The organism is Pseudomonas sp. P1_F7 (assembly GCF_056405655.1).
Window position 1 is genome coordinate 133,366 of sequence record NZ_JBFUBR010000010.1, and the last position, 23,000, is coordinate 156,365.

The 23,000-nt window shown below is 60.8% G+C and carries 23 protein-coding genes; 14 read left to right on the forward strand and 9 right to left on the reverse strand.

The features are described 5' to 3' along the window. Position 1: 1 nt before the first annotated feature. The 9 genes from AC1D1M_RS16050 (at position 2) to AC1D1M_RS16090 (ending at position 8,180) form a co-directional block, all read left to right on the forward strand. Positions 2–1,282 carry an ATP-grasp domain-containing protein gene (locus AC1D1M_RS16050; protein ID WP_477776402.1) on the forward strand — a complete coding sequence of 427 codons (1,281 nt, stop codon included), beginning with the start codon at positions 2–4 and terminating at the stop codon, positions 1,280–1,282. 48 nt (positions 1,283–1,330) lie between these two features. Next, a complete protein-coding gene (locus AC1D1M_RS16055; RefSeq protein ID WP_102701083.1) occupies positions 1,331–1,825 on the forward strand; it encodes a RidA family protein in 495 nt (164 codons plus the stop codon). Positions 1,826–1,908: 83 nt separating this feature from the next. After that, positions 1,909–2,394, forward strand: coding sequence for a cupin domain-containing protein (locus tag AC1D1M_RS16060; RefSeq protein ID WP_477776403.1), 486 nt, complete (start codon positions 1,909–1,911; stop codon positions 2,392–2,394). Between the two features lie 242 nt (positions 2,395–2,636). Then, positions 2,637–3,281 carry a glutathione transferase gene (gene yfcF / locus AC1D1M_RS16065; protein WP_477776404.1) on the forward strand — a complete coding sequence of 215 codons (645 nt, stop codon included), beginning with the start codon at positions 2,637–2,639 and terminating at the stop codon, positions 3,279–3,281. 32 nt (positions 3,282–3,313) lie between these two features. Further along, positions 3,314–4,654, forward strand: a complete 1,341-nt coding sequence (locus AC1D1M_RS16070; RefSeq protein ID WP_477776405.1) for a KamA family radical SAM protein — start codon at positions 3,314–3,316, stop codon at positions 4,652–4,654. Between the two features lie 31 nt (positions 4,655–4,685). Beyond that, complete coding sequence (locus AC1D1M_RS16075) at positions 4,686–5,561, forward strand: branched-chain amino acid aminotransferase (protein WP_477776406.1); 876 nt, start codon at positions 4,686–4,688, stop codon at positions 5,559–5,561. Positions 5,562–5,579: 18 nt separating this feature from the next. Beyond that, complete coding sequence (locus tag AC1D1M_RS16080) at positions 5,580–6,338, forward strand: TauD/TfdA family dioxygenase (RefSeq protein ID WP_477776407.1); 759 nt, start codon at positions 5,580–5,582, stop codon at positions 6,336–6,338. A gap of 67 nt (positions 6,339–6,405) precedes the next feature. After that, entirely contained in the window at positions 6,406–7,365 is a 960-nt protein-coding gene (locus AC1D1M_RS16085; RefSeq protein ID WP_477776408.1) for a diiron oxygenase, read from the forward strand. A 14-nt stretch (positions 7,366–7,379) separates the two neighbouring features. After that, positions 7,380–8,180, forward strand: a complete 801-nt coding sequence (locus tag AC1D1M_RS16090) for an N-acyl homoserine lactonase family protein (protein WP_477776409.1) — start codon at positions 7,380–7,382, stop codon at positions 8,178–8,180. 19 nt (positions 8,181–8,199) lie between these two features. Here the strand turns inward: AC1D1M_RS16090 and AC1D1M_RS16095 are convergent, their stop codons facing one another. The 4 genes from AC1D1M_RS16095 to AC1D1M_RS16110 form a co-directional block, all read right to left on the reverse strand. After that, positions 8,200–9,630 (reverse strand): aminotransferase-like domain-containing protein, encoded by a 1,431-nt coding sequence (locus AC1D1M_RS16095; protein WP_477776410.1) that lies wholly within the window; start codon positions 9,628–9,630, stop codon positions 8,200–8,202. Positions 9,631–9,847: 217 nt separating this feature from the next. Next, positions 9,848–10,552 (reverse strand): hypothetical protein, encoded by a 705-nt coding sequence (locus AC1D1M_RS16100; protein ID WP_477776411.1) that lies wholly within the window; start codon positions 10,550–10,552, stop codon positions 9,848–9,850. A 286-nt stretch (positions 10,553–10,838) separates the two neighbouring features. Beyond that, entirely contained in the window at positions 10,839–12,359 is a 1,521-nt protein-coding gene (locus tag AC1D1M_RS16105) for a sensor histidine kinase (protein WP_477776412.1), read from the reverse strand. After that, positions 12,356–13,075 carry a response regulator transcription factor gene (locus AC1D1M_RS16110; RefSeq protein WP_008000098.1) on the reverse strand — a complete coding sequence of 240 codons (720 nt, stop codon included), beginning with the start codon at positions 13,073–13,075 and terminating at the stop codon, positions 12,356–12,358. Before AC1D1M_RS16110 ends, AC1D1M_RS16105 begins: the two co-directional genes overlap by 4 nt. A 151-nt stretch (positions 13,076–13,226) precedes the next feature. Between AC1D1M_RS16110 and msrB the strand changes: the two genes are divergently transcribed. The 3 genes from msrB to msrA are packed head-to-tail and all read left to right on the forward strand — an operon-like array spanning position 13,227 to position 16,292. After that, on the forward strand, positions 13,227–13,745 hold the full coding sequence (msrB, locus tag AC1D1M_RS16115; protein WP_477776413.1) for a peptide-methionine (R)-S-oxide reductase MsrB: 519 nt from the start codon (positions 13,227–13,229) through the stop codon (positions 13,743–13,745). Between the two features lie 33 nt (positions 13,746–13,778). Next, entirely contained in the window at positions 13,779–15,554 is a 1,776-nt protein-coding gene (locus AC1D1M_RS16120) for a cytochrome c biogenesis protein DipZ (RefSeq protein WP_477776414.1), read from the forward strand. A gap of 30 nt (positions 15,555–15,584) precedes the next feature. Next, positions 15,585–16,292 (forward strand): peptide-methionine (S)-S-oxide reductase MsrA, encoded by a 708-nt coding sequence (gene msrA, locus AC1D1M_RS16125; protein ID WP_477776415.1) that lies wholly within the window; start codon positions 15,585–15,587, stop codon positions 16,290–16,292. Positions 16,293–16,327: 35 nt separating this feature from the next. Here msrA and AC1D1M_RS16130 read toward each other — a convergent pair whose 3' ends face one another. Continuing rightward, positions 16,328–17,233 carry a LysR family transcriptional regulator gene (locus AC1D1M_RS16130; protein ID WP_477776416.1) on the reverse strand — a complete coding sequence of 302 codons (906 nt, stop codon included), beginning with the start codon at positions 17,231–17,233 and terminating at the stop codon, positions 16,328–16,330. 102 nt (positions 17,234–17,335) lie between these two features. On the opposite strand from AC1D1M_RS16130, the gene AC1D1M_RS16135 reads away from it, so the two are divergent. Then, positions 17,336–18,511, forward strand: a complete 1,176-nt coding sequence (locus tag AC1D1M_RS16135) for an acetylornithine/succinylornithine family transaminase (RefSeq protein ID WP_477776417.1) — start codon at positions 17,336–17,338, stop codon at positions 18,509–18,511. 8 nt (positions 18,512–18,519) lie between these two features. Here AC1D1M_RS16135 and AC1D1M_RS16140 read toward each other — a convergent pair whose 3' ends face one another. From AC1D1M_RS16140 to AC1D1M_RS16155, 4 genes are all read right to left on the reverse strand, one after another. Then, complete coding sequence (locus AC1D1M_RS16140; RefSeq protein WP_015093589.1) at positions 18,520–18,774, reverse strand: Txe/YoeB family addiction module toxin; 255 nt, start codon at positions 18,772–18,774, stop codon at positions 18,520–18,522. Next, on the reverse strand, positions 18,771–19,025 hold the full coding sequence (locus AC1D1M_RS16145) for a type II toxin-antitoxin system prevent-host-death family antitoxin (RefSeq protein WP_056728535.1): 255 nt from the start codon (positions 19,023–19,025) through the stop codon (positions 18,771–18,773). Before AC1D1M_RS16145 ends, AC1D1M_RS16140 begins: the two co-directional genes overlap by 4 nt. Positions 19,026–19,231: 206 nt before the next feature. Further along, positions 19,232–19,723: a P-loop NTPase family protein gene (locus tag AC1D1M_RS16150; protein ID WP_477776418.1), complete on the reverse strand. Its 492-nt coding sequence runs from the start codon at positions 19,721–19,723 to the stop codon at positions 19,232–19,234. A gap of 159 nt (positions 19,724–19,882) precedes the next feature. Next, entirely contained in the window at positions 19,883–21,805 is a 1,923-nt protein-coding gene (locus AC1D1M_RS16155; protein ID WP_477776419.1) for an alkaline phosphatase D family protein, read from the reverse strand. 205 nt (positions 21,806–22,010) lie between these two features. Here AC1D1M_RS16155 and AC1D1M_RS16160 point away from each other — a divergent pair, with 205 nt between their 5' ends. Next, on the forward strand, positions 22,011–22,991 hold the full coding sequence (locus tag AC1D1M_RS16160; RefSeq protein WP_223448320.1) for a quinone oxidoreductase family protein: 981 nt from the start codon (positions 22,011–22,013) through the stop codon (positions 22,989–22,991). Positions 22,992–23,000 lie beyond the last annotated feature (9 nt).

Below are 23,000 nucleotides of genomic sequence, written 5' to 3' on the forward strand. Positions count from 1 at the left end.
AATGAATACGACTTCATGCGTAGTAGTGGTTGGTTACAACGGCAATCGGGTTCACGACATCCAGAAACTGCGCGAGCTGTGCAAGTCGCTCTACAACGCCAGGCTCATCCTGCTGGTCGAGAAAATTCAGCCCCATGATGAACAGGTGGCCGATCACGTCTGCAGCACTTCGCTGGCCGAGAAAGACGTGGCAGCGTCCCTTCAATTGGTGGTCGGGTGCCTGAATGCCGACAGCTGGAAACTGATCGGCGTGCTGCCGTTTTCCGATCGCGGCGTGCTGCTCGGTGCAGCGCTGGCCAGTCACTTCGGCCTGCCGGGCATTACCCCAGGCGAAGCGCGGGCGGGCCTGGACAAGCAGATCTTCCGTCGGCTCGAAGCGGCGGCCAGCACCTCTCCCGGAGAATACCGACCGGTGTTTTCCGCGCGGGTCGAAAGCCTGCCGGAACTGCGCCAACGCGTCGTCGAACTGGGCGGCAAGGGCTTCATCAAACCGGCCTGCGAAGGCGCGAGCCGGGGCTGTCGTGTCATCCATCACCCTTCGGAATGCGATGACGCCTGGCTCGCCCTGAAGCCTTACCGCGAAGGCGGCATCGTCCTTGAAGCGCTGGTGCAGAACGCCCGCGAATACAGCTGGGACTACGTGGCCGGCAGCACTTGGGTGACTGAAAAAACCACCACCGAAGGCGCCTACCGCGCAGAGATCCAGCAAGTCGTACCCGCACCGCTTCCGGCTGAAGTACAGACGCGTTTGATGGCAGCCGGTCGGCATATGTCGAGTTTGGTATCCCAGACCAATGGTGCCTGGCACAACGAAGTGTTCCTGCGCAGCGACAACCTGACCTCCGCCGTGGAAACCAACATGCGTCCCGGCGGCATGCACATCTGGGACCTGGCCAAACGCGCCTTTGTCAATTTCGATCCGTGGGAACGCTGGGTGCGCTGGGCGGTGGAAGGCCAGACCGAACAGCATGAACCCGTGGCCCATGGCTATTGCGGCATTCGCCTGCTCAGGGCGCCGGACGGCGGCATCTTGCGTGCGACGCCTGACATCGAGGCCCTGGCCCGCGCACTGCGTATCGATCTGGTGGAAGGCCAGTACGCCAAGCGTATCGGTGACTCGGTCAGCGCGCTGGTCAAAGACAACTTCTCATTCATCGGCCACATCGTGTTGTTCAACGAACACTACGGGCAACTGAGCAACGACCTGTTGCGTCTGGCCGAGGCGATTGAGTCACGCATTGAGGTGACTTGCCTGGCACCGGCCACCCGCGCCGTGTGTTGAGCCAGCAAGCATCAGGTTTTTGCATTACTGATTAAGAGGGTTCGATCAATGATCCAGCACATGACCTGCGATGAACGCTTCATCGCCCTGGCCAAAGAGTTTGGCTACGACATCTACGGCGAAAACACCGCAGGCGGGCATTACGCGCCGCTGATCCGTCATCACGATGAGCTGTACATCAGCGGCCTGGTGCCGCGTATGAACGGCAAGATTCATTACCCCGGCCGCGTCGGGCTGGACCTGAACATGGCCGATGCGCAAGCGGCTGCCAGCATCAGTGCGATGCGCGGGCTGGCCTTGATCGTCGATGCCATTGGTTCGCTGGACAAGATCAAGTCATTGATCCGGGTAACGGTCTATGTGAAGTCCACGGCGGATTTTGTCGATTTGAGCGAAGTGGCCAACGGCGCCTCGGATGTATTCAGCCATGTGCTGGGCGATGCCGGTAAACATACGCGCACCACAGTCGGTGTTTATCAGTTACCCAAGAATGCCGCGATAGAAGTGGACATGATTGCCGCCTTGCGTCCATCGGTTTTGTAAATTATTCCCCGGCTTTACAGCGCTGAACCGTTAACTTAAGGTTTAGCGCCAAAGTATGGGTAATAAAAAGAAAGGACGTGCAAATGGATAACTTTCAAGGTGCGTTTTTTTCATATAAGGACTTTCGTCAAAGCCTGCACCATCGAACGCCAAGTCCCAAGGTGTGGAAAGGCAGTGAACTTGCGGGTATGCGTCAAACACTTGAAGCCAGCGACGTTGATATTGTCGCGTTGGCTCACGACAAGAGCATTGAGGGCTGTGAAGTGACGCCTGGAATGGCGATCGCCATGCAATGGCTGAACCCCGGTGTGACGCTCAACGGTCATGCCCATTCCTGGTGGCATCTGTTTGTCATCCAGTGCGGCAGCGGCGTGATGACCCTCGGCGATGCCGATGAGGTCAACGTCAGCAGCGGCGACGTGCTGCTGGTGCCGGCGTGGACTAAACACGGCTTCGTCAACACCAGTAAACACGAGCCACTGGCGATGCTGAACATGAGCAACATGCCGCAGATGGCATTGCTTTCCAACTTTGCCGACAGTCATGGCCTGATCACCACCCAGCCGTAATTTCCCAGCGCATCAGCCCAGGGAGCCCACCTTCGTGGGCTCCCTTTTCTGTTTTTCAGACCTGCCCCGGTATCGCCCTTTGCAGCGCTATTGCCGGGGTTTTGGCTGCGTGTCTACCGGTGGAAAACAACTTTCTGTATCGATTGAAACGGGCAAATTCTGTATCTATTCAGCCTTCATTCAACTAACTACGATCACTTCAAATGCACGTTAATCCCTGCAGTTGGTCAAAGGAGTGTTCTATGGAAAACAGGAAGCTAAAACTGTATGTCGGCGCCGATTATGTCAGCGCTTTTGCAATGTCGGCTTTTGTGGCGCTCAAGGAAAAGCAACTTTCATTTGAACTGGTTGCGGTTGATCTAAAAACACGCGAAAACTATCTGGCGACTTATCGCGATCTTTCGCTGACGTGCAAAATTCCAACGTTAGTCCACGAAAATTTTGCCTTGTCGGAATCATCGGCGATTGCCGAATATCTCGATGAACTCACTTCAGGGCATAAAAAACTCTATCCGCAGGACATCCAGCAGCGCGCCCGTGCCCGTCAATTGCAGGCCTGGTTGCGCAGTGACTTGCTGGTGGTGCGCAAGGAGCGCCCGTTTGACCTGGTCTACTTCGGCAAGAAAAACACCGCGCTGTCCGACGATGCCCAAGCCGCCGTCGAGCGCCTGTTCTTCGTCGCCGAGCATTTGCTGGAAGAGGGCGCCGAGCATCTGTTCGGTGACTGGAGCATTGCCGACACCGACCTGGCAATCATGCTCAACCGCCTGGTTGCCAACGGCGATCCGGTGCCGGCACGGCTCGCGGCGTATGTGCGCCGCCAGTGGGATCGCGACAGCGTCCGGGCGTGGATGGACATAGAGCGCAAAGCGCCGGCCATCGCGTAACAACACTCAGGGCAATCACCAGGAGCGCGGCCATGCAAGGACTGTCGGAGCACGAACGCTACAAACCCTATAACTCACGCACCATCCGCGATTCACCTTACTGGCAGAAGCTGACGCCGGCATTGCAGGAGGCCATGACCGTGGTGGCGCGGGTCATGCCGTTTCGCACCAACGAATACGTGCTGGGTACGCTGATCGACTGGAACAACATTCCGGACGATCCGGTGTTCCGCATGACCTTCCCCCACAAGGACATGTTGCTGCCGGAGGAATATGCCTCGCTCAAACACCTGATCGAGCTGGATGACAGCGCGGCGATCAAGCGTCGGATCGAGGCGATCTGGCGCCGCATGAACCCGCATCCGGCCGGGCAGTTGACCCACAACGGTGTCACCCTCAACGGCAAAGTCCTGCCGGGCATCCAGCACAAGTACCGCGAGACCGTGCTGTTTTTCCCCGGTGCCGGTCAGACCTGTCACGCGTACTGCACCTTCTGTTTCCGCTGGGCGCAGTTCATTGGCGAGGAAGAACTCAAGTTCAACGCCCGCGAGTCCCAGGAGCTGGTCAGTTACCTGAGGGTGCACAGCGAAGTGACCGACGTGCTGATTACCGGCGGCGACCCGATGATCATGAACACCCGCTCCCTGGCCGGTTACATCGAGCCGCTGCTGGCGTTGCCGCACCTGAAGAGCATCCGCATCGGCACTAAATCCGTGGCGTACTGGCCGCAGCGTTTTGTCAGCGACAAGGATTCGCCTGAGTTGCTTATGCTATTCCAGCGCATCGTCGCGGCGGGGAAAAACCTGTCGATCATGGGCCACTACAACCACCCGGTGGAGATCCGTCAGGCCATCGCCCGTCAGGCCATCGAGCGCATCCGCTCGACGGGCGCGACGCTGCGCATGCAGGCGCCGCTGATCCGCCATATCAACGAAAACCCCGCCGATTGGGCCGCGCTGTGGACCGAAGGGGTGCGGCTCGGGGCCGTGCCTTATTACATGTTCGTCGAGCGTGACACCGGGCCCAGCCACTACTTCGCGATGCCGCTGGCCCGGGCCTTCGAGATCTTCCAGGCGGCGTACCGCACGGTGTCGGGGCTGGCGCGCACGGTGCGCGGGCCGTCCATGAGCACCTTCTACGGCAAGGTGTTGATCAACGGCATCGAGACCGTCGCCGGGGAAAAGGTCTTCGTTTTGCAGTTCCTCCAGGCACGCAATCCGCAATGGGTGTTGCGCACGTTCTACGCGCGCTTCGATCCGCAGGTGACCTGGTTCGATGACCTGCAACCGGCCTTCGGCGAGCGTGCGTTCTTCTTTCAGACCGAGCTCACCGTCGTGCCGGAATTGATACCCGTGTTGCTGGAAACGGCGTAGGAAAATTCATGAACAATGGGGAGATATGGATATGAGCAGTATCCCGTTTGATCAACGCGAGGGCGTTATCTGGCTCGACGGCGAGTTCGTCGAGTGGTCCCGGGCGCAGTTGCATGTGTTGACCCATGGCCTGCATTACGCGAGCACCGTGTATGAAGGCGAGCGGGTCTACAACGGCAGGATCTTCAAGCTGCGCGAACACAGCGAGCGGCTGTACCGCTCGGCGCAACTGATGGACTTTGCCATCCCCCATGAGCTGGCTGAACTGGAAGCGGCCAGCCATGAACTGCTGCAACGCAACAAGGTCGTCGACGGCTACCTGCGCCCGGTGGCCTGGCGTGGCAGCGAGATGATTTCCACCTCGGCGCGTTTCAACCGTGTGCACGTGGCCATCGCGTGCTGGCAGTGGCCGAGCTATTTCGACCCGGCGGCACGTATGACCGGCATCCGCTTGAAAACCGCGACCTGGCGTCGTCCGCCACCGAGCAGCAGCCCGTTCGAAGCCAAGGCTTCCGGGCATTACCAGATCGCCACGCTGAGCAAGCACGACGCCGAGAACACGGGTTACCACGATGCGCTGATGCTCGACTGGCGCGGCCATGTTGCCGAAGCCACCAGCGCCAATGTGTTCTTCGTCAAAGGCCGGACGCTGCATACGCCGCTGCCGGATTGTTTCCTCAACGGCATCACCCGCCAGACGGTGATCGAGTTGGCCAGGGCGCTGGACTACCAGGTGGTTGAACGCACGATTTTGCCTACAGAGCTTGGCGACTTCGATGAGTGTTTTCTCACCGGCACCGCCGCCGAAATCACCCCGGTGCAGAGCATCGACGGGCAGCGCTATCGACCGGGTGACGCCTGCCGCGACTTCATCACCGCGTACACCTCCACCGTCAACGCCGGATAACCCGCCAGGAATCTCACCATGTCAGACCAAGGGATTGTTGCGTCTCAACCTCGCATTTCGCTGGGCCATCGTCACGAAGAACTGTCGACGTTGGGCTGGACGGTGCTGACCCCGGACGAATTTGCCGAAGATGTCGTAGGCACCTTGTGCGAATTCGGTCCGATCATTCCGCAGTTCAACGGCCAGATGGCCTTTGCCATTACCCGCAAGCCGGGTTACGAAGACTTGCCGTATTCCCAGAGCATGAACGGCATCGGCCCGCACACTGAAGCGCCGGTGTACGGCCCACCACCGCGCTACCTGGCGCTGCATTGCCATAAACAGGCCACGTGCGGTGGCGGGCACACCGGATTGGTGGACGGTTACGAGTTTCTCAAGTCCCTGGAACGCAGTGAACCAGAACTGCGTGAGTGGCTGGATGACACGCCGGTAGAATTTGTCGCCACCGCCAAACCGGGGGAGCCGGGACAGCGGCGGGTCAAGGAGTACATCCTCACGCCTACGGAGGACGGGGATATTTTCCGCTTCAGCTACAACCAGTTTCACTACGGCGACGTGAACCCGTCCAAGGAAGCGTTGCAGCAATCGCTGGTGACCAACAGCACCTCGCCGCTGGCCAGGTTTGCCGTGCTCGGCGAAGCGTACTTCGTCGAGCACAACGTTCCGGTGCTGATTCCCGACGGGTGCCTGCTGATTTGGGACAACTGGCGAATGATCCACGCCCGCAGTCGTTACACTGACCCGGCGCGCAACCTGACCCGCTATTGGCTGGCCTGATTTTTCCGTCGCCCTTCATTCTTTTGGCGTATCCCTTGGCGGGTACGCGTCTTACAGGTATCGCGTCATGCAAACAGCAATCGAGATCGCCCAGGTCGATCATCAACTGATCGTGCGGCTCAACCAGGCCTGGACCAAGCGCGCCACGGTATGTTCGCCGGACAGGGGCCAGGTCGAAGAAGTGTTCGACCCGGCGCGCCCGGATTACCCGGAGTGCATGGTGCCGTTCTTTCATCATCCGAAATTCCAGGCGTTGAGCGACGAGCTCAAAAGCAGCGTGGTGACCTGGGGCTGGATCGGCTACAACCTGCGCACCGTCACCGCCGAGGAACATGTGGTCAATCCGGCGCTGAGCGTCATCGCCAATCAGTACCTGGGCAAGGATGACTGGCATTTTCGCGAGGCCATGCAACAAACCCTGATCGACGAGCACTACCACACGTTGATGCACCTGCGCGCCATCGAACGGACCAAACTCGACCGGGCGCTGGATCAGGATCTGGACTTGCCACCCTCCGTCACTTACCTGCGCCTGAAAGCCCAGTGTGACGCACTGCCCGAGCAATGGCAGCGGGATCTGGCGGCGATTACGTTTGCGGTAGTGGCCGAGATCAGCGTCAACGCCTATCTGGACTTGCTGGCGGACGACCAGACCATCCAGCCGCAGAACCGCCGGGTGGCCGAGCTGCACAACCGTGACGAATACGCTCACAGCAAGGTGCTGGCCGAAGTGGCCAAGGTTATGTACGCAAACATGCAGCCTATCCAGCGGGAATTTTTCGCACGCAACCTGTCGGTGGCGCTGAGTGCTTTTATCGCCCAGGACTACTCCATGTGGGAGGCGATTCTGACGCAGCTCGGGGTCGAGGATGCGGCGCTGATCATTGCCGACACCCGCGAGAGCAACAAGAACGCGACCATCATGCGTGACTACAGTGGCCTGCATAAGCTGGCTCAGGACCTGGGCATCAGCGACCAGGTCGATTTCGACTTCCGTCCGACCCTCAAAACCACCGCAGCGGCCTGAATCTGGAGGTGTCCATGTCCATTCCCGTGTACGAAGTGTTCGCTATCCGTGTCGGCGCAAACGCCCAGCGCACCGCCAAAGAGAACTTTCTCTATGACGCCTGCTGCGGTGATCCGAATGCGCCGATGCCGCTGGATTACTACTTCTGGGTCATCCGCAACGAGCAGCAGGTGATCGTGGTCGATACCTGCTTTCAACCGGCCACAGCGCAGCGGCGCAATCGCCAGATGTATCGCCTGCCGGAAGAATCCCTGCGGCAACTGGACATCGATCCGGCCCGGGTCGAACACCTGATCCTTAGCCATTTGCATTGGGATCATGCCGGCAACCTCGGGCTGTTCCCCAAGGCCACTGTGCATTTGCAGGAAGCGGAACTGCGTTTCTGCACCGGGCCGAAAATGGCCCATCGCACGGTGAACAAAACCTACGAAGTCGAGGACGTGATGTCGGCGCTGCCGCCGCTGTTCGAAGGGCGGATGCGTTTGCATAACGGTACGGTGCAAGTGCTGCCCGGCGTGACCCTGCACCCGGTGGGCGGGCATACGCCGGGCAGTCAGGTCGTGCGGGTGAATACTGAACGCGGCTGGATTGTGCTGGCCTCGGATGCCGCGCATTTGTGGGTCAACATCCGTGAGCGCAGTCCGTTTCCGATTCTCGATGACCTGGCGCAAACCCTCGAAGCCTTCACCGAGATCGATCGCCTGGCCGACAGCGAAGACCACGTCATCCCCGGCCACGACCCGCTGATCGCCGAGCGTTTTCCGCGCTGGAATGACGACCTGCATATCATTTGCTTGCACCAACCGCCCCTGTAACCCTCCGTAGGAGGTGTGGTTAACCCTGTGCTGTCAGGATTTTGCCCAACGTCTGCAGTGCTTCATCAATACGTGGCGAATACGGTGCGCCACAGCCAATGCGCACAAAGTGATCGAAGCGATTGGCATTGGAAAAGATATCCCCAGGTGAAATCTGGATGCCGGCCTTCAACGCTTCGTGAAAAAACGTCATCGATGAATGCCGGCGAGGCAGTTCAACCCATAACAACGTGCCGCCCTGGGGGTTGGTCACGTGGGTGCCGAGGGGGAAGTAGCGGGTAATCGCCTCGCTCATCTGTTGACGTTGTTGGGTCAGGGCTTTCCTCAACCGCCGCAGGTAACGCTCGTAGGACGGTGTTCGCATGAACTCGCTGACCGCCAGTTGTGATAACGCCTCGCACCCCCGCGACTGCGCATGTTTGAGCATCTCCACGCGGTCGTGCCATTTGCCGGCACTGATCCAGCCCAGGCGCATGCCCGGTGCCAGGGTTTTGTTCAGCGAGGCGCAATAGATCACGTTGTCGGTGCTATCCCAATGTTTGAGCGTGGACAGCGGCTGCTCGGTGTCCACCAGGTCGCCGTAGGTGTCGTCTTCGATCAGCACGGTGTCGTGCTCGACGCACAGTTTCACCAGCCGTGCCTTGTTGGCGTCGGGCATGATGCTGCCCAACGGGTTTTGCAGGTTGGGAATGACGATCAGCGCCCTGACCCGTTCGGGACCTTGCAGCAACCGTTGCAGGGCCTGCAGATTGAGCCCTGTGTGGGCCGAGGCCGGGACTTCCAGCACGCGAAGGTTCAGGCTTTCGAGAATTTGCAGCAGACCGTAGAAGGTCGGTGACTCCACGGCCACGGTGTCGCCGGGGCGGGTGACCGCACGCAAGGCCAGGTTGATCGCTTCGGTGGCGCCGTTAGTGATCACGATCCGCTCGGGGGGCAGGTGGGTCTTGCTGGCCAGTGCCCGCCGGGCCAGGATGTTGCGCAAAGCACTGTTGCCGCAAGCGCCGCCCGCGGTGCCGAACAGGCAAGCGTCGTAGCGCAGCGCCTTGATCATGTTGTCTTGCAAGGTCTTGAGCGGATAAAGCTCCGGCGCGCAGTAGGCGCTGGCAAAGTTGACCTTGATCGTCGCGCGCTGGCTGGCCTTGAGTACCGCGCAGACCTGTTCATGAATGCCGACATACGCGTGGGTATCCAGCGCTGGCGCCAGGGCCATAGGGGCGGGCCTGGGCAGGGTGTCGGGCTGGCGAATGTAGTTGCCGGAGCGCGGCCGGGCTTCCAGCACACCGCAGTCTTCCAGTTCCCGGCACACCTGCACGGCGGTCGACAGGCTGACGGCGTGTTTTTCCATCATCAACCGGATCGAGGGCAGGCGTTCACCGGTTTTCAGCGTGCCGCTGCGGATAGCGTCCAGGTAGTGGTTGGCCAACTGGCGATACAAGGGAGTCGTGTTCATGATGACCTCGGCAGTTGCACCACTGAGGTCTGGGCTGGAAAGTGAGTTGACGCTCCCCGCAGGCGGACCCGTGGTGCTCATGGGTGAAGGGAAGTGGTGTTCTGCGTCGATACTGGAAGAGTAATCGCGGTTTTGCCCGAATCACGGGCAATAAAAAGCCCCGCTCAGTTGGCGGGGCTTTTTAGTCAGTCGCTGACGACCTTGTGGCGAGGGGGCCTTACTGTGCGGTGATGGAATAACCATCGAACGCAGTCTGCTGCTGCAGGGCAATAATGATGTTCTTGCGGTTGACCGCTTGCTCGGCGCCGCTGTTGTCCAGGAACGTCTCGCTTTCCAGCTCTGCTTCCTCGCCTTCGCCAACGAAGGTGAAACCGAGGAATTCCAGGGCTTCACGGTCGACGTTCAGGCGCGAGCGCGGGGTGCGCAGCGGCAAGGTGACGTTCATGCCGTCCTTGCTGATGGTGAACACTTCGACTTCTTTCTTGGCCTTGGCGGCTTTGCTCTTGCCGCCGCTCGGGTTGCTGATGGCCTGGTGCGTCTGGTTCAGCACCTTCAGGGCCAGGCCGTAGACGATTTCCTGGAACGCGGGGTCGTCCTTGAAGCTGGACAGGATGCGGCTGATCGGGAATTTGCTGCTCAGGTCTTCGAGGGCGGCGATGTCGGCGGCCTCGGCGTCCTTGAGTTGCTTGAGCTGGCCCATCAGTTCGTAGGCTTTGTCATCGTCGAAGCTGTCGTGGGCCTGACGGATGGCGGCACGCAGTTCGCGGATCTGGTCGCTTTCGCGGGTGGACTGGAAAGCATCCAGCACCATCTCGCTGATGGTCTTGGCCTGGGGCACGTGCTGTGAAAGATTGATGGAGTTTTCGTATTCCGCTTTGGACGACAGGGTGACTACGGATTCAGCGGTATTGGAATCGGACATTGAAATTTCACTACTTCTTTGAACTTGAATAGGGGCGAGAAAGCACGGGGGCTTTTTCAGGCCGACTAATCTATTGGACCGGGGCGGCGTTGTCACGACCCAACAGGCCAACGGGCGATTTCGCAGGAGTCGCGACTGATCGAAAAACTTTGTTTTATTGGCTGACGTCATCGCGAGCAAGCTCGCTCCCACAGGGTTAGTGGGTGTACGCAAGATCTGCGAACAACCAAAACCACTGTGGGAGCGAGCTTGCTCGCGATGGGGCCCTGACATACACCACCGTCTGTCAGGCCTGCCTCGGTGTATTGAGGTTCATCGACCGCACCGCCAACGCGGTTGCCGTTTCCTCATCGATCGGCAGCGAAAAACGAAACGTCGCCCCGCGCCCAGGCACGTCGATCAGCTGAATCTCGCGCCCGTGCAATTGCAGGATGCGATGCACGATCCGCAGCCCCAACCCGCCATCACGCCGTGCGCCGCCGATATTGAACGGACGCAGGAACAAACCTTCGCGCAATTCCGGGGCAATGCCGGGACCAGTATCGCTGACCGTGACTTCGATGAATGAGCCTTGCGGGCGCAGGCCCAGTTCGACCTCGCCCCCCGGCGGGGTATGGCGCAGGGCATTGTCGAACAGGTTGGTCAGCACCCGCTCGATCAAGCCGAGATCAGCACAGGCCGCCGAGGCATTCGGCGCGAACGTGGCCTTGAGTTCGACCTTGCGCGCTTCGGCGGTGAGTTCGAATTTCTGGAAAATGTCCTGGGCCAGGTCGGTCAGGGAGAAGCGTTCCAGCACCGGCTGCACGAAGCCGTGCTCCAGCCGCACCAGCTCCAGCAGTGACTGCGCCAGACCACCGACCTTGCGGCTCTGGTCCAGCGCGATGCCGAGATAGCGACGACGGTCGGCGGGGGACAGGGTGGCGTCCTTGAGCGACAGGGTTTCCAGATAGCCGTGCAGCGAGGCCAGCGGCGTGCGCAAGTCGTGGGAGATGTTCGCCACCAGTTCGCGGCGCTCCTGATCCTGGCGGGTCAACGAACGCCATTGTTCGCCGAGGCGTGCCTGCATCTGCCGGAACGCGGCATCGAGCACGGCGATTTCATCGTGGCTGGCGGCTTTTTCCACCGCGACGGGCAGGGCCGGTGTGACCGGAACGCCATCGATGTCGAACTGGCTGACGGTTTCGGTCAGGCGGCGTAATGGCCGGGTGATCAGGGCAAACGCCGTGAGACCGGCAATCAGGCACAGCAACGCCACCAGGCCGATGGACAACAGCGCTGTGTTGAGCGCCGCGCTGGTCGCACCGCGTTCGGCCAGGCGGTCGTGATCTTCACCGAGCAGCACCACGTAGAGATAACCGGCCGGCTTGCCATCAACCTTCAGCGGTGCAGCGCTGAACACCTTGCGTGCATCGACGCTGCGTGGGTCGTCGCCGAGAATCGGCAGGGCATCGCCCCGCAACAGGCGCTGGATCGGCGCCAGGTCTACCCGTTCGCGACGGATCCGGCCCTCGGGCGCGGCGCTGCCGACAATCTTGCCCTCGGTGTCGAGTAGATACACCTCGACGCTCGGGTTGACCTGCATCAGTTTGCTGAACAGGTCACGCACGGCATTGGGCATCAGGCCCTGGGTGTCCATCAGCACCGTGTCACTGGCGATGTGCTGCGCCAGGTCCCGGGACAAGCCTTGCACCACTTCCTGCTCATGCATCTGGTTGGAGCGCACTTGCAACCACGCCGAGGTGCCGCAGCACACCAGCAGCAGCACGGCGAACACCAGGGACAGGCGTTGCGTCAGGGTCAGCCTCATGGCTGCGGCTCCTCACCGGTGGCGAATTTGTAGCCGCGGCCCCAGACCGTGAGGATGCGCACCGGTTGCGCCGGGTCGGCCTCGATCTTGGCGCGCAGGCGGTTGATATGGGTGTTGACCGTGTGCTCGTAGCCTTCGTGGCTGTAGCCCCACACGGCATTGAGCAGGTCCATGCGCGAAAACACCTTGCCGGGCTGGCGGGCGAAGAAATACAGCAAGTCGAACTCCCGGGGCGTGAGGTCGAGGCGACGGCCGTCGAGGGACACTTCGCGGGTGATCGGGTCGATGGCCAGGCCGTCGGTGAGCAGGCTGCCGGCGTCCATCTTCAGGTTGCGCGCCATGGCATCGACCCGGCGCAGCAACGCTTTGACCCGGGCCACCAGTTCGAGCATGGAAAAGGGCTTGGCCAGATAGTCGTCGGCACCCAGTTCGAGGCCGAGAATCCGGTGCACTTCGCTGGAGCGCGCGCTGGTGATGATGATCGGCGTGTAGCGCGCCATGGCGCGGGCGCGGCGGCAGATTTCCAGGCCGTCGACACCGGGCAGCATCAGGTCGAGAACCAGTGCGTCCCAGTTGCCTTGCTGCAGCAGGCGCATGCCTTCATCGCCATCGGCGCTGTGCACCACCTCGAACTGCTCATCGCGAAGATGCAGGCAGATCAGGTCGGCGATATGCATATCGTCCTCGACCACGAGGACGCGTTTGGTCTGTTCCATACAGCTCAATCCTTCGGCGCAATGGACGCATTGTGCGGGTTTTTCGGGGCCTGAGTTATCACGAATTGTTTAACTTCCCGTGAGGATTTAGCGATCACCCAAAGCCTAGGCTGTGTTCTATGAAACACCCCTGGATTTTTTGGAGGCGAGCATGTTTTCAAGACGGCAATTTCTTGTCGCGAGCGGCGGGCTGGGGATGACGGCCCTGGCAATCGGCCTGTTGCCGAAGTTTTCCACAGGCCCGGCATTGATCAGTGAGGCCAGCGCAGCGGAGGTATTCGAAGTGACCCACAGTGACAGCGAATGGCACGCGATCCTCAGTGACGAGCAGTACGACATCCTGCGTGAAGAGGGCACCGAACGGGCCTACAGCAGCCCGCTGAACAACGAGCACCGCGACGGCACTTTCGCTTGTGCCGGTTGCGACCTGCCGCTGTTTTCCTCTGCGACCAAATTCGACAGCCGCACCGGTTGGCCGAGTTTCTGGGCGCCGCTGGACAAGGCCGTGGCCACCCGCCAGGACCGTGCGTTCGGCATGGTCCGCGAGGAAGTTCACTGCCGGCGCTGTGGCGGGCATTTGGGCCATGTCTTCGACGACGGCCCGAAACCCACCGGCCTGCGTTACTGCATGAACGGCCTGGCGATGAAATTCGTGCCGAAGACGGTGTGATTTCCTTCCACTCACTTTTTGCAGGTAATCGCCATGTGGCTGCTGGTCCTCGCTTATCTCGGTGGTGTGCTGACGATTGTCAGCCCGTGCATTCTGCCGGTGTTGCCGTTTGTCTTCGCCCGCACCGGGCAACCCTTCGTCAAAAGCGGATTGCCGCTGTTGGTGGGGATGGCGCTGACTTTCGCGCTGGTCGCCACGTTGGCGGCGGTGGGCGGTGGCTGGGTGGTGCAACTCAATCAGTACGGGCGCTGGCTGGCGCTGGTGTTCGTCGCGTTGTTCGGTCTGACGCTGTTGCTGCCGCAACTGGCCGAGCGCCTGACCCGGCCGCTGGTGGCGGCGGGCAGTCGTTTGTCGGAGGCGGCGGGCGCCGATGCGCGGCCACATCCCGGTGCTTCGTTCCTGATCGGCGTGGCCACCGGCCTTTTGTGGGCGCCCTGCGCCGGGCCGATCCTGGGTTTGCTGCTGACCGGTGCAGCGCTGCAAGGCGCGAGCATTCAAACCACCTTTTTGCTGCTGGCGTATGCCGCGGGTGCTTCCACCTCCCTCGCGTTGGCCTTGTTGCTGGGCGGCAAAGTCTTCACCGCGATGAAACGCTCCATTGGTGCCGGTGAATGGGTGCGTCGCGGTCTCGGCGCGGCGATGCTCGCCGGTGTAGCGGCAATTGCCCTGGGCCTGGACACGGGGGTTCTGGCGCGGTTTTCCACGGCGTCGACCGGCGGTATCGAGCAAGCGTTGGTGGAAAAACTGGGCGGTAAGCCACCGCGTAGCAGCGAGGCGATGACGGTGCAAAACCCGTCCGCCGAAGGCGCGATACCCGTGGCCGAGAAAACTCCGGGCAGCTTGCCGGTCGAAGGCAACCTGCCGCCACTGGAGGGCGCCGTGCAATGGCTCAACTCGCCACCCCTCGATGCCCAGGCCTTGAAAGGCAAGGTCGTGTTGGTGGATTTCTGGACCTACTCCTGCATCAACTGCCTGCGTTCGCTGCCCTATGTGAAAGCCTGGGCCGAAAAATATCGCGATCAGGGCCTGGTGGTGATCGGTGTGCATGCGCCGGAGTTTGCCTTCGAGCGCGACGTCAGCAACGTCACCAAAGCCATGAAGGATCTGGGCATCACCTACCCGGTGGCCATCGATAACGAATTCAAGATCTGGCGCGCCTTCAACAACGAGTACTGGCCAGCGCATTACTTTGCCGACGCCCAGGGACGTATTCGTTATCACCACTTCGGTGAAGGCGCGTACGCCGAATCGGAGCGAGTCATCCAGCAATTGCTGCGTGAGGCCGGTGCGGCCAAGGTCGCCGATGGACTGATCAGTGCCAAGGCCGACGGCGTGCAAATGGCCCCGGACGACAGCGAAGTGCAGTCGCCGGAAACCTATGTCGGCTATCAGCGTGCGGAACATTTCGTACCGGAAACCGCGCTGGTGCCGGACAAGGTCGCGGCCTACAACCCACCGGCGCAACTGGCTCTCAACGACTGGAGCCTGGGTGGCCAATGGCATGTCGGCCCGGAGCGGGCCACCGCCAGCGCACCGGCCAGTCGCATCGTCTATCGCTTCCACGCCCGTGATTTGCATTTGGTGCTCGGTCCTGGCGCCGATGGCAAGCCGGTGCGCTTCAAGGTGCTGATCGACGGCAAGGCGCCGGGCGATGACCACGGCATGGACGTGGCGCCCGATGGCAGCGGCACCGTGACCGACCAGCGCTTGTATCAACTGGTGCGGCAGAACGGCGGCGTGACCGACCGGACTTTCAGTATCGAGTTTCTTGATCCGGGTGCGTCGGCTTACGCCTTCACCTTCGGCTGATTACTTTCCAACGCTTCAGGAGTTCGCCCCATGAAAACCCTCTTTACCTGGCGCCGTACCCTGTTGGGGCTGGCGGCTGCCGGCATCATCAGCCAATGCTCGGCCTTCTCGTTCGGCGGTGCCGAAGAGGCGGTGATCATCCCACCACCGGCCCTCGACGAAACCACCCAGGCCCATAGTGAAACCGCCGTGTTCGCCGGTGGTTGTTTCTGGGGTGTTCAAGGGGTGTTCCAGCATGTCAAAGGGGTGAAGAACGCCGTCTCCGGCTACGCGGGCGGAGCGGCCAATACCGCGCAATATGAGCGCGTCAGCGGCGGCAATACCGGCCATGCGGAATCGGTCGAAGTCACTTTCGATCCCGCTCAGGTCAGCTACGGCACCTTGCTGCAGATCTACTTTTCAGTGGCGCACAACCCGACCGAACTCAATCGCCAGGGGCCGGACAGCGGCACCCAGTATCGCTCGGCGATCTTTACCAAAAGTGCCGAGCAGCAGCGGGTCGCACAGGCCTACATCACCCAGCTCGACGCCGCCCATGCCTTCGACAAGCCGATCGTCACCAAGCTCGAAACCTTCAACGGTTTCTACCCGGCGGAGGAGGAGCATCAGGATTTCCTGACCGAACATCCGACCTATCCGTACATCGTGATCAACGATTTGCCGAAGGTCGCGCAGTTGAAGCAGCTGTACCCGAATCGTTATCAGGAACAGCCAGTGCTGGTGAAGGCGGGGATGTAAATGGCGATCAGCGACTGCATGGCCTGTTCGGCCGGCTAGTGCTTGCCCCACCTCTGTACGGCGAATTCGACGAAGCGCCGCAGTTTCGGCAAACGGTGGCGATCCTGGGCATAGACAAGGTGCATCGGCCGGCTGGGCGGGCAGTGGTCGGGCATCAGGGCCAGCAGCTTTCCGTCCTTGAGGTCTTGCTCGACCAAGGCGTCGGGCATCATCACGATGCCCATGCCGGTGCGCGCCGCTTGATGCAGCCCCGCCGAACTGTTGATCAGCATCGGCCCGCTGACCCCCACGCTGACTTCGCCATCGGGACCGGCCAGGCGCCATTCCTTTTGCACCGATTGCCAGTCATCCCCGGCCGGATAGGCAAAGGACAGGCAGTCGTGATGGCGCAGGTCTTCAGGCGTTTGCGGTGTGCCTCGCCGTGCGAGATATTCCGGCGAGGCGCACATGGTCAGGGTGTAGTCGATCAGCGGGCGGGCGATCAGGTTGGAGGGTTCCAGCGCGCCGAGGCGAAACGCCACATCGAGGCCGTTTTCCAGCAGATCCGGGCGCCGATTGGTCAGCACCACGTCGAGTTTCACCCGCGGGTTTTGCCGGCTGAACTCACTCAGTGCCGGCGCCAGGCGCTCGGTACCGAAGGTCAAGGGCGCGGTGATGCGCAAGATGCCGCTCGGCTCGTCAAGCGCCTGCTCGGCCAGTCGCTCGGAATCGGCCACCAGCCCCAACACTTCCAGGCAACGCTGGTAATACGCAGCACCGAACTCGGTCAGCCGCTGGCGCCGCGTCGTGCGGTTGAGCAGGCGCACACCCAGCCGTTGCTCCAGGGCCTTGAGGTGGTTGCCGACCATGGTCGTGGACATTTCACACTGCAAGGCGGCGGCGGTCATGCTGCCGGTCTCCACCACTTTGACGTAGACGGTCATTGCCTGGAACAGATCCATTATCAAGCTCTGCTTTTAAATGATTGAAGTTTTACGGTGTTTATCCAGTTCGGGTGGCTAACCATACTGCAAAAACACCGACCCTTGCTGGAGCTTGACGTCATGACCGCCGCCTGCCTGATGAGCACTTACCAACCCTTGGCCTTGAGTTTCAACAAGGGCCTGGGCACTCGCCTGTGGGATCAGGCCGGTCGCGAATACCTGGATGCGGTCGCCGGTGTGGCGGTGACCAATGTCGGCCACTCCCACCCGAAAATCGTTGCCGCCATCGTTGAACAGGCCGGGTTACTTCTGCACACCTCGAACCTCTACAGCATCGACTGGCAACAACGGCTGGCGCAGAAACTGACGCGGCTGGCGGGCATGGACCGGGCGTTTTTCAACAACTCCGGGGCCGAAGCCAACGAAACCGCACTGAAAATCGCCCGGCTGCATGGCTGGCACAAAGGCATCGAGCAGCCGCTGGTGGTGGTCATGGAGAACGCGTTCCATGGACGCACCCTCGGCACGTTGTCTGCCAGCGATGGCCCAGCCGTGCGCCTGGGTTTCAACAAGCTGCCGGGGGACTTCGTCAAAGTGCCGTTCGGCGACCTCGACGCGCTGGACAAGGTGCAACAGGCCCACGGTTCGCGGATCGTGGCGATCCTGATGGAGCCGATCCAAGGCGAAAGCGGCGTGCAACTGGCGCCACCGGGCTATCTCAAGGCCGTGCGCGAACTGTGCAACCGGCGCTCATGGCTGATGATGCTCGATGAAATCCAGACCGGCATCGGCCGCACCGGCCAGTGGTTCGCGTTCCAGCACGAAGGCATCGTCCCGGACGTCATGACCCTGGCCAAAGGCCTGGGCAACGGCGTGCCCATCGGCGCTTGCCTGGCCCGTGGCAAGGCGGCCGAACTCTTCACGCCGGGCAGCCACGGCAGCACCTTCGGCGGTAATCCGCTGGCCTGCCGGGTCGGATGCACCGTGCTGGATATCGTTGAAGAACAAGGGCTGCTGGAAAACGCCCGGCTTCAGGGGGAGCGTTTACTCGACAGATTGCGCACAGAACTGGCGGGCAACCCGAACGTCTCGCAAATCCGCGGCCAGGGCCTGATGATCGGCATCGAACTCAAGCAACCGATCCGCGACCTGAGCCTGATCTCCGCCCGGGATCATGGCTTGCTGATCAACGTCACGCGGGGGAAAACCATTCGCCTGCTACCGCCGCTGACCATTGATGAGCGGGAGGTGGAGATGATTGTCAGAGGGGTGAGCAGCGTGGTGAAAGAGGGCTGAAGTTCTGCTCAGTAATGGTATCTGCACATCACGACGCGTATTTCGCCGTCTTCAACGGCGTAGACCAGACGATGTTCAGCCGTAATCCGGCGTGACCAGAATCCGCTCAAGTTATGCTTGAGCGGTTCGGGTTTTCCCAGACCGTCGAAAGGCTCACGCTGGATAGCTTTGATCAACAGGTTGATACGTTTGAGCCCGGCCTTATCGTTCTGCTGGAACCAGAGATAATCGTCCCAGGCTTCAGGGGTGAACTCGATATTCATTCTTCAATCAGTTGCCTGGTTTTGGTTTTGCCCGCTCGCAGGTTACCGATTGATTTGATCAGGCGTTCAGCGTTGGCTGGGGAGCGCAGCAGATAGGCTGTCTCTTCGAGAGCGTTGTATTCGGCCAATGACATCATCACTACTGGCTCGCCTTTCTGACGGGTTACCAGTAGCGGGGCGCGATCTTCATTCACCCGGTCCATGGTTTGCGCCAGGTGTGCCCGAGCGTTGGTGTAGTTGATGGTTTCCATGTGATTGTCCTCGCTTGATGCAGAGAACGTACAGAAATGAGTACATGTTAGCAAGTCGATACCTACGAGTGGTTGTGACGTGGAAAGTGCATCCACGCTTGTATCGAGTATCGCCGAATGTTCCTCAGGACGTTTCCGTGACTGATGTAATCCCATTCTGAGCTACACGCCATCCATCAGGATTGTCCGACCACAGCTGCAAAAATTTACGAGTGATGAACCAGCGCCGCGATTTCCTCCCGATCCCGCAGACGGATTTTCCCACCGCAAAACTCCTCGAACAGTCGCTGATGCGCCGCAAACCCACTTGACCCCTGCCGCTGACGATAACTGCCCGCCCACTCCAGCAAGTCAATCAGCAACAGGTCCTGCTCATCGCGCCCGGCCTCGCGTTGTCGAATGTTGACCACGCAATCCTCGTCCTCGACGCTCAGCCAGATCAGCGCAGTCGCCCGTGGCAGGAGTTCGCAGGCGATCCAGCCATACACGCCTTCGATCACCCAGCGCTCTTGTTCGGCCGCGATCCGCGCCATGGTCAATGCTTCGGCGCGGGGGCGGGGGATGCTGTGTTCGTCGGACAGCCAGTGAATCCGGTCTAGATCGGTCCAGGGCACACGCAGTTGCTCGGCCAGCCGCTGCGCCAGCCAGCTCTTGCCGGAACCGGAATTACCGATGATCAGGGTTCGGGTGAGGTTCATAAGTGACACCGACCGATTGTGGGAGCGAGCCTGCTCCGGGCGGCGTACCGACGAAGACGGTATGACAGTCACAATTGTAGAGACTGACAGACAGCATTCGCGAGCAGGTCGGATCGCCGCACCGTCGCTCCCACAGTTTTTTGTGGTGTCTTCTCTACCTCAATCATCGCCTTCCGGCGCAATCATCCGGGTCTTCGGGGAGCCGTTCGAGTTGTGCTGATAGATGGTCTGCGGCTGTCCCAGGTCATTGAAATACACCTGGCCGATCCCCGCCGAGTTCCATAGCCGTTCACCGGCTTCGGCGTGTTCCGGGACATGCGGCACGATGCGCATGCGTCGACGCTTGGTCAGCCAGTTCAACGGTGAACGTGGCGAGTACAGCCAGCGATTGAGGCGGTCGAACCACTCGAGCAGGGTGGCCGGGAATTCATTCTTGATGCCGCTGCTGGTGATCTGCCAGATGCGCGGCCCGGCCTTGCGGTGGCGGATCAGCACTTCGTAGACGAAGGAATAGTGCACATCGCCCGACAGCACCACGTAGTTACCCGGGGTGCGCGAGTGGCGGAAAATGTTCAGGATCACCTGTGCCGCACCGCGATGGGCCATCCAGTTTTCCGCGTCTACCAGCAGTGGATAACCGCACCAGCTGAATACCCGCTGCACGGTTTCAATCAGCTTGACGCCGAAGATCGGCGCCGGCGAAACGATGATCGCACTCGGGTGGTCCAGCAGTTCCTGTTGCAGTTCACTCAGGGCTTCCCAGTCGAGCAAACCGGAAGGCTGCTTGAGGTTCATCTCGCTGCGCCAGCGCCGGGTGCGGGTGTCGATCACCACCATGGCCGGGGTGGTTGGCAGCACGTAATGCCAGTGCTGAAACTTCAGCAGGTCACTGATCAAGTCATCCTGAACCGTGCTGTCGAGGTGACGGTCGCGTGCGCTGTCGCTCAACGCGCCGGCCTTATCCAGCACAGCGGCGAAAGCATCCGGATTGTTGCCCCAGCCCTGGCACAACATGTACGCCAGCAACGCGTTGCCGATGATGCGCCGGGAGAACGGATGGCCGTAGGCCGTTTCCTCCCACTGCGCGGAAAGGTTCCAGTCATCGGTGATGTCGTGGTCGTCGAAAATCATCAGCGTCGGCAGATGCGCCAGTGCCCGCGCGACGTTGCCAAGACCTGCCTTGAAGGCATCGATGCGGGTCTGTTCAAGGGTGTAGCGCTTGAGCCTTTCTGGCGTCAGTGTCGGTGCCTGGGGCGCGATCAGGGTCCAGGGCGTTGGCGACCAGACCAGCAAATACATGGCCATGACTTCGGCGAAGGTCACCAGGTGATTGTCGGCACTGCTGCTGGTGAAAATCGGCTTGCGCGCGCCACCGAAAAAACGCTCGCGCAGGGTTTCATTGCTTCGCAGCGACGGCAGCAGATCCGCACGGTGGTAGTAACTGGCCGGATGCTCGTAGAGCCTGGCGCTGTCGCTGACCACGGCGCCTTCGAGGTGTTCCCCGAACAGGCCCAGGCGCTCGATCAAGGCGTGAATCGCCCGCAACATCGGCCCCGCGACATCGTCGGCGTAGACCTGATCGCCCGTCATCATCAGCAGTGCCGGGCGGTCCTTTGCGGCGTGTTCCTGTGCCAGCAACTGGTCGACGCACAGCAAGCCGTCTGTTGCCGGATGATGAGGCTTGCGGCAAGAGCCATGCAGCAACTGGTCGACCCGTGCGCGCAGGACGAAGTTCGGGCAACGGGCAGCGCCATACAGCAGGTGCGGCGCCCAGTCGGCGATGCCTTTTTCAGTGTCATCGATCAAAAGGTCATAGTCGATCGACTCATCGCAGGGCAGGGCGCAATCGAGGTGCACATCGATCAAGTGCACAAAGGCATGAGCACCCACCGCAATCACCGTGCATTGCCCGGCATCGAGACGGATATCGCCGACGCCCTGCAAGCGCAAGGTCAGCGCCAGCGCCCGGGAACCCACCAGCCACAGCACCAGCCGCGTGGGCTCCAGACGCCGCAACAGCGGGCCGGCCAGAACTGGCGGCAGGGCTGGGTGATCGTCGGGCAGTGGCAGCGTGTCGGACATCCGGGTTCAAGACTCTTGGGGGATCGAGGCGGGCGATGATAGCGCAGGTGGTGATGGGGCAGACTAGAACGATCCCGTTTCTGCCTGTCACCAAATGAAAAGCCATTGTCGTCTGATGAGAAGCGTCTCAACAGGCCTCGTCCTACAGTCCAATCAACGCAATTCGATGCAACACGCCCATATTGCAGATTGGAGAATAAGAAAAATGGCTAAAGCCGTACGCTTCTACGAAACCGGTGGTCCCGAAGTCCTGCGTTATGAGGACGTCGAAGTCGGCGAACCCGGTCCGGGTCAGGTTCGGCTTCGTCATGTGGCCGTCGGCCTGAACTATGCCGACACCTATTTCCGCAACGGCACCTATCCGATTCCGATGCCCAACGGCATGGGCGTCGAGGCCTCTGGTGTAGTCCAGGCCGTTGGTGAAGGGGTCACCAATGTCGAGGTCGGTGATCGCGTCACCTACACCGGTTTTCTCAACACCCTCGGCGCCTACAGCACCGAGCGCCTGATCCCGGCTGCGCCGCTGATCAAGCTGCCGGAAACCATCAGCTTCGAGACCGCTGCCGCGATGACCATGCGTGGCCTGACGTCTTCGTACCTGATGCGTCGCATCTACGACTTCAAACCGGGCGACAGCATCCTGTTGCATGCCGCCGCTGGCGGTGTCGGCCTGATCGTTTCGCAGTGGGCCAAACTGCTGGGCCTGAACGTGATCGGCACGGTGTCGACCGAGCAAAAGGCGGAAATCGCCCGGGCTCACGGTTGCGACCATACGATCAATTACAGCCATGAAGACGTCGCCGCTCGCGTTCGCGAATTGACCGACGGTGTGGGCGTCAACGTGGTGTTCGACAGTGTTGGCAAGAACACCTTCATGGGTTCGCTGGATTCGTTGAAACCCCGTGGCCTGATGGTCTGCGTGGGTACCGCATCCGGACCGATCCCGGCATTCGACCCGGTGATGCTGGCGATGAAAGGTTCGCTGTACCTGACCCGTCCGGCCCTGGCCAACTACATCAGCGACCCGGCCGAAAAAGCCGCCCTGGCTGGCGAGTTGTTCGACCACGTCGGCAGCGGCCGGATCAAGATCGAGATCAATCAGCACTACGCCTTGCAGGATGCCGTGCAGGCCCACCGCGACCTTGAATCTCGCAAGACTACCGGCTCGTCGATTTTCGTCATTTAAGGAGCGGCC